Genomic DNA, 11380 nt, shown 5'->3' on the forward strand with positions numbered 1-11380 from the left:
GGAAGTTCGGGCACAATTGCGGCCCGCCACCGGGTCGTGTGGCGGACGGACACCCACGCCCCGAACCGACAGAGGAGCCCGCTATGCCACAGCTTCAGCCCTACCTCGGATTCAACGGCAAGTGCCAGGAAGCCATGACCTTTTACCAGGCGTGCCTGGGGGGCACCCTTGACCTGATGACGGTGGCGCAGTCCCCTGTCGCCGCACAGCTGCCCGCCGAGATGCAGGAGCGCGTGCTGCACGGCAGCCTGGTTTCCGGCGACCTGACGCTGCTGGCGTCGGATATGTCGCAGGACATCGGGCGCAGCCAGTCGGTCTCGCTGATGGTGCAGTGCGGCAGCGCCGAGGAGGCCCACGCCACCTTTGCCAAACTGGCCGAAGGGGGCGGCACGGTCACGCAGCCCCTGGGCCTGTCGTTCTGGGGGTCTACCTTTGGGCACCTGACCGACCGCTACGGCATCCACTGGTTGCTGAACGCCGAAGCGCCCCAGGCGGACTGAGCGCGTGTCGTTTCAGGCGTACCTGGATGCTGTGCAGGCCCAGACCGGAAAGACGGTGCCCGAATTCCGCGAGCTGGCCGACGAAAAGGGGCTGGAGAAACACGGCCAGATCGTGGCGTGGCTGAAAACGGAGTACGGCCTGGGCCACGGTCACGCCACGGCGGTGGCCGCCGCGCTGCTGAAGGCCGAGACCCGCCGCGCCCCGGAGGAAGAGCGCGTCAGCGCCCTGTTCAGCGGCAAAAAGGCGGGCTGGCAGCCGCTGTGGACCGCCCTGCTGGTCCACGCCCGCACCCTGGGCGACGATGTGGGCGTGGGCCCCACCGAGTCCTACGTGAGCCTCACGCGCGGCGGCAAGAAATTTGCCCTGGTGCAGCCGGGCGTCAGGGGGGCAGATGTGGGCCTGCGCCTGCCCGGCCTCCTGCCTGCGGCGCCCTTTGAGCCGGCCGGGTCATGGAACACGATGGTGACCCACCGCTTGCGCCTGACCCAGCCCACAGAGCCGGCTGCTGAGCCAGACGCTGCCCTGCTGGACGCCCTGCGCGCCGCCTACCAGGCCCGCTGACCCCCCTGCCCCGGAGGCCCCCATGACCGCGCACAACGCCCCCCCGCCCAGCGCCCTGCTGCCCCGCGACCGCACCGTCATTCTGGTGCTGCTGATTTCGACCTTTGTGGTCATCCTGAACGAGACCATCATGAACGTGGCCCTGCCGCGCCTGATGGCCGACCTGAACGTGAGCGCCCGCCTGGCCCAGTGGCTGAGCACCGCCTTCATGCTGACGATGGCGGTGGTCATTCCCATTACCGGGTTCCTGCTTCAGCGCCTCTCCACCCGCACCGTGTACTTCACGGCGATGGGGCTGTTCTGCGTGGGGACGCTGCTGGCGGCCCTGGCCCCCAGCTTTGTGCCGCTGCTGCTGGCGCGGGTGGTGCAGGCGTCGGGCACGGCCATCATGCTGCCCCTGCTGATGACCACGGTGCTGACCCTGGTGCCCGCCCAGCAGCGCGGCGCCGTGATGGGCAGCCTCAGCATCGTCATCTCGGTGGCGCCCGCCATTGGCCCCACCCTGTCGGGCCTGATTTTGCAGGTGCTGCCCTGGCGCTTTCTGTTCGTGTTCGTGCTGCCGGTGGCGCTGGCGGCCCTGGTCTACGGGGCGCGCACCCTGCGCAATGTGGGCACGCCGCGCCCGGTGGCGCTGGACCTGCCCTCGGTGCCGCTGGCCGCACTGGGCTTTGGCGGGCTGGTGTATGCCCTGAGCCAGGTGGGCGAGGGGGGCGGCGGGGGCCTGAATGCCCAGACAGGCGTGCCCCTGCTGGTGGGCGCCGTGGCGCTGGCCGCGTTCCTGTGGCGGCAGGTGGCGCTGCAACGCCGTGACGCCCCGCTGCTGGACCTGCGCGCCTTCCGGTTTCCGCAGTTTGCCCTGGGCGTGGGCCTGATGGTGATTGCCATGGTGGCGCTGTTTGGCGGCATGATTCTGCTGCCGCTGTACCTGCAAAACCTGCGTGGCCTCAGCACTCTGCAAACCGGGCTGCTGCTGTTGCCAGGCGGCCTGCTGATGGGGCTGCTGGCGCCGGGCGTGGGGCGGCTGTACGACCGCATTGGCCCGCGCCCGCTGGCGCTGCCCGGCACGGTCCTGATGACGGCGGTGCTGCTGGGCCTGAGCCGCATTGACGCTAGTACCCCTATCTGGGCGCTGCTGGCCCTGCACCTGACTCTGAGCGGCGGGCTGGCGCTGCTGTTCACGCCGGTCTTTACCAGCAGTCTGTCGCCGTTGCCGCCACACCTGTACTCGCACGGCAGCGCCATTCTCAGCACGCTGCAACAGGTGGCGGGGGCCGCCGGGACGGCGCTGCTGGTGGCCCTGATGGCAGGGCGCGCGGCCCAGCTGACGGCAGCGGGCACCCCGGCCCCTGACGCGCAGGTGGCGGGGCTGCACCTGGCCTTTCTGGCAGCGGCGGGCGTGGGCGTACTGGCTGTGGGCCTGGCCCTGGGGCTGCGCGCGTCGCGGCAGGCACCCCCCGTCGCCACTGACGCCTCTGCGCTGGCGCACCCCGGGGACTGAGCATGAACTGGACCCTGGAAGTTGTGGTGGTGCCCGTGAGTGACGTGGCGCGGGCGGTGGCCTTTTATGCCGAGGGCCTGGGCTTTGTGGTGGACCACGACACGCAGCTGGGCGGTGGACGGCGCCTCGTGCAGCTCACCCCGCGCGGGTCTGGCTGCTCGGTGGTGCTGGGCGACGGCCTGAGCTCGATGGCCCCAGGTTCACTGCACGGCCTGCAACTGGTTGTCAACGATGTCCGCGCCGCCCACGCCGAACTGACGGCGCGCGGCGTAGCGGTGGGCGAGGTGCAGGTGCTGGGCCCAGGCGGCCCCCGCCCCGCTGGCCCTGGCGACGACCTGAACAACGTAGGCTTTCTGTTTTTGAGCGACCCCGACGGCAACCGCTGGGCCGTGCAGCAAATCACCACCCGGCCCTGACAGGAGAGTGCCTATGACCCAGCTGACCCCCGCCCTGATGTTTGAAGGCCGCGCCGCCGAGGCGCTGGACCTCTACTTTTCCCTGTTCCCTGGCGCCCGGGTGATTGGCCGGCAGGAGTACGGCCCGGACGGTCCCGGCGCCCCCGGCACGATCATGACCGCCGAGGTGGAACTGGCGGGCCAGCGCCTGCGCGTGTCCGACAGCCCGATTCCACACGCCTTTACCTTTACACCTTCCCTGTCGTTGTTTGTGGACAGGCTGGCGCTGGCCGACTTCGAGCGCCTGTTCACGGGGCTGGCAGCAGGCGGCGAGGTGCTGATGCCGCCGGACACCTACGGCTTTAGCACCCACTTTGCCTGGGTCAATGACCGCTTTGGCGTGTCCTGGCAGCTGAACGTGCCGTGACGGCCGACGCGCTGCCGGCTGCCCTTGGCCGCCCAGCCTTACGGGCACTGGCCGCAGCTGGCCTTTCCACCCTGCCAGAGGTGGCCCGGCTAACAGAACGGGACCTACTGGCCCTGCATGGGGTGGGGCCAACAGCAGTGCGGCGGCTCCGGGAGGCGCTGGCGGCGCGGGGTCTGACCCTGCGCCCCGGCTGACCTGGCCTGCTCCTGCCTGTGTAAAGTGGCTCTGAGTGCGCCCCGGAGCGCCGCTCTAGACTGCCGGGCATGACGGTTGCCGCCTCCCGTGAAGTGCTGCTCACCTGCCCCCTGGACTGCCCCGACGCCTGCCGCCTCAAGGTCACCCTGACGCGCGGTGAGGACGGCCAGGAGCGGATGAGCAAGCTGACTGGCGACCCCACCCACCCGGTCACGCGCGGCTTTGCCTGCGCCAAGACGGTGCATTACCCGGCGCGCGCCAACCACCCCGAGCGGCCGTTGTATCCCCTGAAGCGCATGAACGCCAAGACCGAGGCCCCGGTGTGGCAGCGGGTGTCCTGGGACGAGGCGCTGGACGACATTGCGGCCCGGCTGCGGGGGCTGCTGGACACGCGCGGTCCGCAGAGCATCCTGCGCTATCACTACGCGGGCACGATGGGCCTGATGGAAGGCAGCCATGTTCACGCCCTGTTCCGCGCGCTGGGCACCCCGGAGCTGGACGAAACCATCTGCGCCACCGCCGGTACGGAGGCCTGGGCGATGGGCTACGGCACGCGCTACGCGGTGGACCCACAGGACGTGGCCCACGCCCGCCTGATCGTGTTGTGGGGCATCAATTCGCTGTCCACCAACAGCCACCTGACTCCGCACCTGACGGCGGCGCGCAAGGCCGGGGCACGCATCGTTGCCGTGGACCCGTACCGCAACCGCACGGCGGCCTTTGCCGACGAGCACCTGAAACTCAGGCCCGGCACCGACGCGGCGCTGGCCCTGGGCGTCATGCACGAGCTGTTCGCGCACGGCTGGACCGACGACGCCTATCTGGCCGAGGCCACCGTGGGCCTTGAGGACCTTCGGCAGGCCGCTGCCGAGTGGACCCCAGAGCGCACCGCCGAGGTGACGGGCCTGAGCGCCGAAGTGGTCCGCGACTTTGCCCGGCAAGTGGGCACCACCCGCCCTACCTACATTCGCGTGGGCTACGGCATGACCCGCCACGAGCACGGCGGCACCAACCTGCGCGCGGTAACGCTCATCCCGGCCCTGACCGGCGACTGGCGGCACCGGGGTGGCGGCTGCGCCCTCAGCGCCAGCGGGGCATTCAAGCTCAACCGCACCCGCCTGGGCGGCGCGCACCTGATTCGCCCCGGTACCCCGCACGTGAACATGAACGAACTGGCGGGCGCCCTGCGCCCCGAGGCGGGCTTTGGGGCCACCGTCATCTACAACTGCAACCCCGCCGTGGTGGCCCCCGACGCCGGGCGGGTGCGCGCCGGGCTGGCGCGCGAGGACCTGCTGGTGGTGGTGCTGGAGCAGGCGATGACCGAAACCGCTCGCCTGGCCGACTACGTGCTGCCGGCCACCACCTTTGCCGAACACCCGGACCTGTACACCAGCTACGGCCACCACCACCTGGGCTACAACCACGCAGAGCTTCAGGCCCCCGGCGAAACGCGCCCCAACTCCTGGGTGATGCAGCAGCTCGCCCGCCGCCTGGGCATCACCGAGCCCAGTGTGTACTGGACCGTGGACGACCTGCTGGCCGAGGTGCTGACCACCGACCACCCGCACCTGGCCGGCATCACCCCAGGGCGCCTGAAGGCGGAAGGCAGCGTGCGCCTGAACCTCCCCGAGCTGTTTTTGCCCTACGCCCACGGGGCAGAAACCCCCAGCGGCAAGGTGCAACTGTCGCCCGCCCCGCAGCACCGCGAGCCGGACGCCGCCCTGAACGCCGCGTACCCGGTGCGCCTGCTCACGCCGCCCGCGCATCACTTCCTGAATTCCACCTACGGCAATCTGGAGAACCTTAACCGCGCCGAGGGAAACGAGCCGCACGTGCTGGTCCACCCTGACGACGCCCAGGCGTTTGGTCTTCACGACGCCGCGTATGCGCGCCTGGAATCCGAGATTGGCGCGGTGCGCCGCCGCGTGAAGGTTACAGACGTCACGCAGCCCGGCACCGCTGTGGTGGAGGGAACGTGGTGGGGGCTTTCGGCCCCGGACGGCACCAGCATCAACGAACTGACGGCCCAGACCCTGACCGACCTGGGCGGCGGCAGCACCTTTCACAACACCCGCGTTCGGCTGGTGCCTGTTACCTGAGAGGCCGGATCTCTGGGCGGCGGGCCGGCGCCGTCCAGTCAAAGCGCGCCTCAAAGACCCCACAGCGGTCATGGCGGGTCGCCACCACTTCGCGGGCGGTGTAGGTTTCGCGTTCGTCCAGCGTGCCGTCTTTCTCAACCGGTCCGCAGCCCGTCCGGGCCGGAACCGCGAAGCTCAGAGACCGCAGCGTGCGGGCATCCAGGTCGTAGCGGAAAAAGTTCAGCGCCACCGGTTCGTAGGGGTTGTACGCCCCATTGGGCGAGTCAAACAGCACACTCCGGGGATTCTGCGCCTGGCGCCAGCCGTCAATCTGCAGGGCGCTGGCTGGGCCTTGCAGGGCCTGCACCAGGGTGCGCTGGCTGAGGCCCGCCCCCGAACTGGTGGCCTCCACAAACAGGTCACGGCCCAGGGCATAGAGCCGCGACACCCGGCCCACCTGGGTCTGCTGGGACACCAGTCGCCCGGTTGTCAGGTCATAGACCTGAAGGCGGTAGTCCGCCCACTGCGCCTGGGGTTGCGTGACCAGGGCCAACCGATCACCGCTGACCAGCGTCAGGGCCTCCTGGCCCCTGGGCACAGGGTAGCTCCGCAGGAATTGCCCCGTGCGGAGCACCTGCACTTCGCCGGGCAGGCCTACCACCTGAAAGGCGGTAACGGCAGGCGGCTCTGCGCCGCCACGCCGCGCCTGGGCTCCGGGAAGCGCGCAGGCCATCAGGGCTGCCCCCGCCAGCCAGATCCGGGTGGCCTGCCCACCGCGCTGGCGATTCATTCCGCCGCCACCATCGCTTTCCAGCCGTCCATGTCGTCGCCCACCGCCAGCACCTTGCCGCCGCGCACCAGCGGCAGCTTCAGCAGCTCGGGTGTTTCCATGACTTTCGCAATCACGCCTTCTTCGGTGGTGCGCAGGTAGGCGAGGTTGCTGCGCTCATACGCCTTGCCGTCCAGGTCCAGCAGGGCGTTCAGGCCGTACTTCTGCACAAAGCGCGTCAGTTCGCCCCGGGCAATGGGCCGTTCGTGCAGGTCCACGAAATGCACCTTGACCTTGCGCTCCTTGAAAAAGCGCTCGGCGGCGCGCGTCTCCTTGCTTTTGCGGGTGCCGAAAATTTGCACCTGAAGGTCGCTCATGGGGGTCAGTGTAGACCGGCGGGCGCGTATCCTGGGGCACGTGAACCGCCTCTGGCCCGCTCTCCTTCTCCTCCTGACGTCTGTGGTGGGGGCCCAGACGACCACCCTATCAACCACCGTGCCGACCACTCCGCCCGCCGCCCTCGTGGTCCAGGGGCCGCTGCTGCGCGCCGCCAAACTGGACAAAGCTGCGCCACTGTACTGGCGCGACGGCCGCCAGCGCTTTGCCATCGGCCGCGTGCTGCCGGACGGCACCCTGAACTTCAGCCTGGACACCGCCTTGCAGGGCCGCGCCCGGCTGGGGTCGCTGGCCGACTGGAAGGCCAGCCGGGGCCGGTCCTGCGACGTCAGCGCCCTGGTGGTCGAGCAGGACGCCCCCGTGCAGTACCTGGGCGCCCCCGAATACGACGCCGGCGGCAAAAAATACTATGTGCGCGCCGGAGAGGTCACGAGGAACACAGGGGGCGGCCTCACGCTGAACTTTGTGATGTTTGTGTACGCGCAGGCCCCCGGCCGCATGGTGGGCACGGAACGCTGCGACGATGGCGTCACCCACTACGACCTGACCTTGCAGCCCGGCTGGAACGCCGTCGAGGACGTTCAGGAGCTGGACACCAATGACCAGTTTGGCCCGGTGACCCTCCGCAACGCGCGGGTGATCACGGCGTACACCGGCCCCTGGGTGTCCTTTGAACTGAAATAAAAGCGGCCCGCTGGTGGGCGCCAGCGGGCCGGAAGGCTCAGGTTCAGTTCGCGTAGAAGCCGGGGCCGTCGTCGGAGTGGCCCGAGACCGGCAGGCCCAGGTGGTCGTAGGCGTGTGCGGTGGCCACCCGGCCGCGCGGCGTGCGTTTGATAAAGCCCAGCTGAATCAGGTAGGGCTCGTACACGTCTTCCAGGGTCAGCGAGTCCTCGCTGATGGCGGTAGCCAGCGTGTCCACGCCCACCGGGCCGCCTGCAAAGCGGTGAATCAGGGTCTCCAGGTACTTCTTGTCACGGTCGTCCAGGCCGGCGCTGTCCAGGCCCAGCTTGTCCAGGGCGTCGTGGGCGCGCGGCAGTTCAATGGTGCTCTCGCCGGCCACCTCGGCGTAGTCGCGCACGCGGCGCAGGAGGCGCTTGGCAATGCGCATGGTGCCGCGTGACCGGGCGCCAATTTCAATGGCCGCTTCCTCCACCAGCCCAAAGCCCAGCAGCCGCGCGTCGCGCAGCAGGTTCACCCCGATTTCCTCTGGGGTGTAGTACTCCAGGTGCTCAATGATGCCAAAGCGGCTGCGCATGGGCGCGGTGATCAGGCCGGGGCGGGTGGTGGCGCCCACCAGCGTAAAGCGCGGCAGCGGTAGCTCGATGGTGCGCGCCGCTGGCCCCTGCCCCAGCACGATGTCCAGCTTGAAATCTTCCATCGCGGGGTACAGGTGCTCCTCGGCCACGCGGCCCAGGCGGTGAATCTCGTCAATAAACAGCACGTCGCCCTCTTCCAGACTGTTCGTCAGGATGGCGGCCAGGTCGCCCGGCTTTTCAATGGCTGGGCCGGAGGTCACGCGGATGTTCACGCCCAGTTCGTGCGCAATGATGTGTGCCAGGGTGGTCTTGCCCAGGCCGGGCGGCCCGAAGAGCAGCGTGTGGTCCAGCGCCTCGCGCCGCCCCTTGGCGGCCTGGAGATACACTGTCAACTTCTCCTTCAGGCGCTCCTGCCCGACATACTCCGTCAGGGTCTTGGGCCGCAGGGCGGCATCGAGCGGTTCAGTCATACCAAACAGTGTAGCGCGATTCTGCCCAGAGCGGAATAAGTTGGGGCACAAAGGGTAGAGAAGGACGGCCCCACCTCAGTTCGTGTACTGCCGGATCAGGCCCGGCAGGTCGCGGTCCAGGGTGCCATCAATCACCGATGCGTTGCCGTACAGGCGCACAAAGCGCCCCTGGCCGTCCACCACGCTCACCTGATCGCCGTGCAGCCGGGCGGCCTGTGCGGCGCTGGCGCCAGCGGTCTGGGCATTCGCCGCTCCGCTGGCATTTTGGCCCCCATTGGTATGGGCGCTGTGGTCCTGGGCAGGCAGGGGTTTCACGTTCGCCACGAACATCTCGCGGGCAGCCTGGTCAATGGCGGCGGCTTTGCCCGTCAGGCCGGTAAACGCCGGGTCAAAGCGGCTCAGGTAGTCGCGCACCACGCCGGGGGTGTCGTGCTCTGGATCCACAGTGATGAACTGCACCTGCACCTTCGCCTGCTGTTCGGGCCTCAGGGCCGCATAGGTGTTCTTCAGGCTCGCCAGGGTGGCGGGGCAGACATCCGGGCAGCGCACAAAGCCGTAGAACACCAGCCGCAGCCGGCCGTCGCTGGCGGCCAGGGTGGTGGGCTGGCCGCGCTCGTTCACCAGCGTCAGGGCGGGCAGGGGCTTGGGCTCGTCCAGCGCTTCGCCCCCCAGCGGGGCCGGGCGCCCGCGCCACAGCAGCAGGGCGGCCAGAACGGCGGCCAGCAGCAGCAGAAAGGCTGTGACAGCTTGGGGCGTAAGGCGCTTCATGGAACTCAGGGTAGAGGAGGACAGAAGGGTGGGGTGTCCCAGGCGTGGGCAGCGTCGTTGCCGGCGTGGCCCCACCCCCAGGCAACTGGGGCCATACCTGACGGCTTCCGTTACGGGTTCAGAGGCAGGAGGGGCAGGGGCGCTCAGGGCATCAGGCCTGGCGGTCAAAGGCAGCTTTTGCCGTGGCGGCGTGGCTTTGCCTCTTCACCACAAAAAAACTCCGGGCCCTGCTCAGACCCGGAACGCTCCTGTCTTCTTCCCTGCTGCTCAGTGGCCGTCCTGGCCGGTGCGCTCGCTTTGCAGGCGGCCGCCGCCCACCACCTCGTCCAGTTTCACGGCCCCGTGCTTACGCATCAGGCTCAGGGCCTCGTCGGCGCGCGCGCCGCTGGGGTCGCGGGCAATCACCAGCACGTGGCCGCCCTTGATGCCCTGGTAAAACTTCTCGGCCTGCGCGGCAGGCACGCCCATGCGGCGCAGCAGCTTCACGTAGTCGCCGTGGTCGCTGCCCGCCAGCGCGCCGAACAGGCCGCCCAGTGAAGCGCCGCCGATCACGCCGAAGAGAATGCCAAACAGGCCCCCTTCCTGGTAGATGCGGGTCACCGGAAAGGCCAGCAGCAGCAGCCAGATGGGCACGGTCAGGGCCAGCCCCGCCAGGGTGCCGCCGATCATGCCCCGGATCACGGACGCCGAGCCGGCGGGTTCCCCAGCCTCGGGGCTCACGCCGGTCTGCTGCGCAATGTCGTCCTCCGCGACCACGTCGGCCAGAGCAAAGCCCAGGTGGTCGCGGTCAAAGCCGCGCTGTTGCAGGTCCTGCAGCACGCCCTGGGCCTGCCGAGGTTCGCGAAAGAGAGCCACAACGCTTTCCATATCCCGTTTTGTAGCATGAGCCGCCTGTGAACTGCGAGGGACAAAGGGCGCGCGGCCCCTGCGACTTGCTTGAGAAAGCCCCCCGCCCAAGGTCGGGCGCGGTACGTTTTGCCCGGGGGGCCTTTTCTATACTGACCCCATGACTGGTGTGGCAGCGGTGGCCCTTCCCGACGCAGCGTTTGAAGCGCGGCTGCGCGAGGTGCTGCGCTCCCGCGTGGAGTTTATTGAGCTGATCGGGGACGATCTGGTGGCGGCGGGCGGCAAACGCGTGCGGCCCCTGATGACCTTTCTGGCGGCGCAGGCGCTGGGCGCCGGGCCTGGCGACCCCACCTGGCGCCATGTACGCGACCTGGGCGTGGGGGTGGAACTGCTGCACTCCGCGTCCCTGCTGCACGACGACCTGATTGACGACGCCGATACCCGCCGGGGCCAGCAGGCCGCCTTCCGGCGCTTTGGCAACGTGGTCAGCGTGATGAGCGGCGACTTTATGCTCTCGCGGCTGCTGGTGCTGCTGGCCACGCTGCCCGGCGGCCCCGAGCTGACCCGCCTGTTTGGCGAGACGGCCAGCGTGGTGTGCGAGGGCGAGGTGCTGCAGTTTCAGGTGGCCGCCTACGGGGAGTACAGCTGGACCAATTACCTGCAGGTCATTCACGGCAAGACGGCGGCCCTCACCGAACTGGCTGCCGCCGCCCCCGCCACGCTGCTGGGGGCCCCGGCGCCCGCGCGTGAGGCCCTGGCCACCTACGGCCGCGAATTCGGCATGGCCTTTCAGATGCAAGATGACCTGCTGGACCTGAGCGGTGACGAGGCCCGCACCGGCAAGCCCGTGGGCGGCGATCTGCGCGAGGGCAAGGCGACCGGGCCGGTGCTGTACCTGCTGGACGGCCCCCACGCCGACGAGGTGCGCGAGGTGCTGGAGCGCCGCGCGGCCCAGCCGGGCGACGTGGCCCGCGTGCAGACCCTGGCCGCCCAGGCCGGCGCCTTGGCAGCGACCCAGGAGGAGATTCGCCGCCGCGCGGCGCTGGCCACCTCTGCCCTGCAGGCCCTGCCACCCTCCGAGGCCAGAAGCGCCCTGGCCCAGCTGGCAGCGCGCGAGATTCAGCGCCGGGCCTGAGCGCCCCTGCCCACCGTCTGACATTGCCGAACAGCTGCGGCCAGGGTGTGACGGGCGGCGGCCCTGTTCCGTGCCTTTCAAATGC

The 11380-nt window shown here is 69.4% G+C and carries 13 protein-coding genes; 8 read left to right on the forward strand and 5 right to left on the reverse strand.

All coding sequences use genetic code 11. The features are described 5' to 3' along the window. Positions 1–83 precede the first annotated feature (83 nt). From C8263_RS12710 to C8263_RS12740, 6 genes are all read left to right on the forward strand, one after another. On the forward strand, positions 84–500 hold the full coding sequence (locus tag C8263_RS12710; protein ID WP_107138504.1) for a VOC family protein: 417 nt from the start codon (positions 84–86) through the stop codon (positions 498–500). A 4-nt stretch (positions 501–504) separates the two neighbouring features. Then, positions 505–1062, forward strand: coding sequence for a DUF4287 domain-containing protein (locus C8263_RS12715; RefSeq protein ID WP_107138505.1), 558 nt, complete (start codon positions 505–507; stop codon positions 1060–1062). 22 nt (positions 1063–1084) lie between these two features. Continuing rightward, positions 1085–2560: a DHA2 family efflux MFS transporter permease subunit gene (locus C8263_RS12720; protein WP_107138506.1), complete on the forward strand. Its 1476-nt coding sequence runs from the start codon at positions 1085–1087 to the stop codon at positions 2558–2560. A 2-nt stretch (positions 2561–2562) separates the two neighbouring features. Then, positions 2563–2976 (forward strand): VOC family protein, encoded by a 414-nt coding sequence (locus C8263_RS12725; RefSeq protein ID WP_107138507.1) that lies wholly within the window; start codon positions 2563–2565, stop codon positions 2974–2976. A 13-nt stretch (positions 2977–2989) separates the two neighbouring features. Continuing rightward, complete coding sequence (locus C8263_RS12730) at positions 2990–3382, forward strand: VOC family protein (RefSeq protein WP_107138508.1); 393 nt, start codon at positions 2990–2992, stop codon at positions 3380–3382. A gap of 263 nt (positions 3383–3645) precedes the next feature. Continuing rightward, positions 3646–5676: a molybdopterin oxidoreductase family protein gene (locus C8263_RS12740; protein WP_107138510.1), complete on the forward strand. Its 2031-nt coding sequence runs from the start codon at positions 3646–3648 to the stop codon at positions 5674–5676. Here the strand turns inward: C8263_RS12740 and C8263_RS12745 are convergent. Beyond that, entirely contained in the window at positions 5669–6445 is a 777-nt protein-coding gene (locus tag C8263_RS12745) for a hypothetical protein (protein ID WP_107138511.1), read from the reverse strand. The two genes, C8263_RS12740 and C8263_RS12745, sit on opposite strands and share 8 nt — an antisense overlap. Next, positions 6442–6801: an ArsC/Spx/MgsR family protein gene (locus C8263_RS12750; RefSeq protein WP_199188397.1), complete on the reverse strand. Its 360-nt coding sequence runs from the start codon at positions 6799–6801 to the stop codon at positions 6442–6444. The genes C8263_RS12745 and C8263_RS12750 overlap by 4 nt, the downstream gene beginning before the upstream one ends. A gap of 40 nt (positions 6802–6841) precedes the next feature. Between C8263_RS12750 and C8263_RS12755 the strand changes: the two genes are divergently transcribed. Continuing rightward, positions 6842–7504 (forward strand): hypothetical protein, encoded by a 663-nt coding sequence (locus C8263_RS12755; RefSeq protein ID WP_146160674.1) that lies wholly within the window; start codon positions 6842–6844, stop codon positions 7502–7504. Between the two features lie 43 nt (positions 7505–7547). Here the strand turns inward: C8263_RS12755 and ruvB are convergent, their stop codons facing one another. From ruvB to C8263_RS12770, 3 genes are all read right to left on the reverse strand, one after another. Continuing rightward, the gene (gene ruvB, locus C8263_RS12760; protein ID WP_107138513.1) at positions 7548–8546 is read right to left on the reverse strand and encodes a Holliday junction branch migration DNA helicase RuvB; all 999 of its coding nucleotides are present in this window, start codon (positions 8544–8546) and stop codon (positions 7548–7550) included. A 75-nt stretch (positions 8547–8621) separates the two neighbouring features. Further along, positions 8622–9314, reverse strand: a complete 693-nt coding sequence (locus tag C8263_RS12765) for an SCO family protein (protein ID WP_107138514.1) — start codon at positions 9312–9314, stop codon at positions 8622–8624. Between the two features lie 267 nt (positions 9315–9581). Further along, on the reverse strand, positions 9582–10181 hold the full coding sequence (locus C8263_RS12770) for a hypothetical protein (protein WP_107138515.1): 600 nt from the start codon (positions 10179–10181) through the stop codon (positions 9582–9584). 139 nt (positions 10182–10320) lie between these two features. Between C8263_RS12770 and C8263_RS12775 the strand changes: the two genes are divergently transcribed. Continuing rightward, on the forward strand, positions 10321–11295 hold the full coding sequence (locus C8263_RS12775) for a polyprenyl synthetase family protein (protein ID WP_107138516.1): 975 nt from the start codon (positions 10321–10323) through the stop codon (positions 11293–11295). The last annotated feature ends 85 nt before the right edge of the window (positions 11296–11380 follow it).

The sequence above is a fragment of the Deinococcus arcticus genome, from assembly GCF_003028415.1.
Taxonomy (GTDB): domain Bacteria; phylum Deinococcota; class Deinococci; order Deinococcales; family Deinococcaceae; genus Deinococcus; species Deinococcus arcticus.

Excerpts from the sequence above, each read along its gene's own strand:
- C8263_RS12710 (WP_107138504.1), top strand. The coding sequence starts at position 84 with ATGCCACAGCTTCAGCCCTACCTCGGATTCAACGGCAAGTGCCAGGAA.
- C8263_RS12720 (WP_107138506.1), top strand. The coding sequence starts at position 1,085 with ATGACCGCGCACAACGCCCCCCCGCCCAGCGCCCTGCTGCCCCGCGAC.
- C8263_RS12725 (WP_107138507.1), top strand. The coding sequence starts at position 2,563 with ATGAACTGGACCCTGGAAGTTGTGGTGGTGCCCGTGAGTGACGTGGCG.
- C8263_RS12730 (WP_107138508.1), top strand. The coding sequence starts at position 2,990 with ATGACCCAGCTGACCCCCGCCCTGATGTTTGAAGGCCGCGCCGCCGAG.
- C8263_RS12740 (WP_107138510.1), top strand. The coding sequence starts at position 3,646 with ATGACGGTTGCCGCCTCCCGTGAAGTGCTGCTCACCTGCCCCCTGGAC.
- C8263_RS12745 (WP_107138511.1), bottom strand. The coding sequence starts at position 6,445 with ATGAATCGCCAGCGCGGTGGGCAGGCCACCCGGATCTGGCTGGCGGGG.
- C8263_RS12750 (WP_199188397.1), bottom strand. The coding sequence starts at position 6,801 with ATGAGCGACCTTCAGGTGCAAATTTTCGGCACCCGCAAAAGCAAGGAG.
- ruvB (WP_107138513.1), bottom strand. The coding sequence starts at position 8,546 with ATGACTGAACCGCTCGATGCCGCCCTGCGGCCCAAGACCCTGACGGAG.
- C8263_RS12765 (WP_107138514.1), bottom strand. The coding sequence starts at position 9,314 with ATGAAGCGCCTTACGCCCCAAGCTGTCACAGCCTTTCTGCTGCTGCTG.
- C8263_RS12770 (WP_107138515.1), bottom strand. The coding sequence starts at position 10,181 with ATGGAAAGCGTTGTGGCTCTCTTTCGCGAACCTCGGCAGGCCCAGGGC.
- C8263_RS12775 (WP_107138516.1), top strand. The coding sequence starts at position 10,321 with ATGACTGGTGTGGCAGCGGTGGCCCTTCCCGACGCAGCGTTTGAAGCG.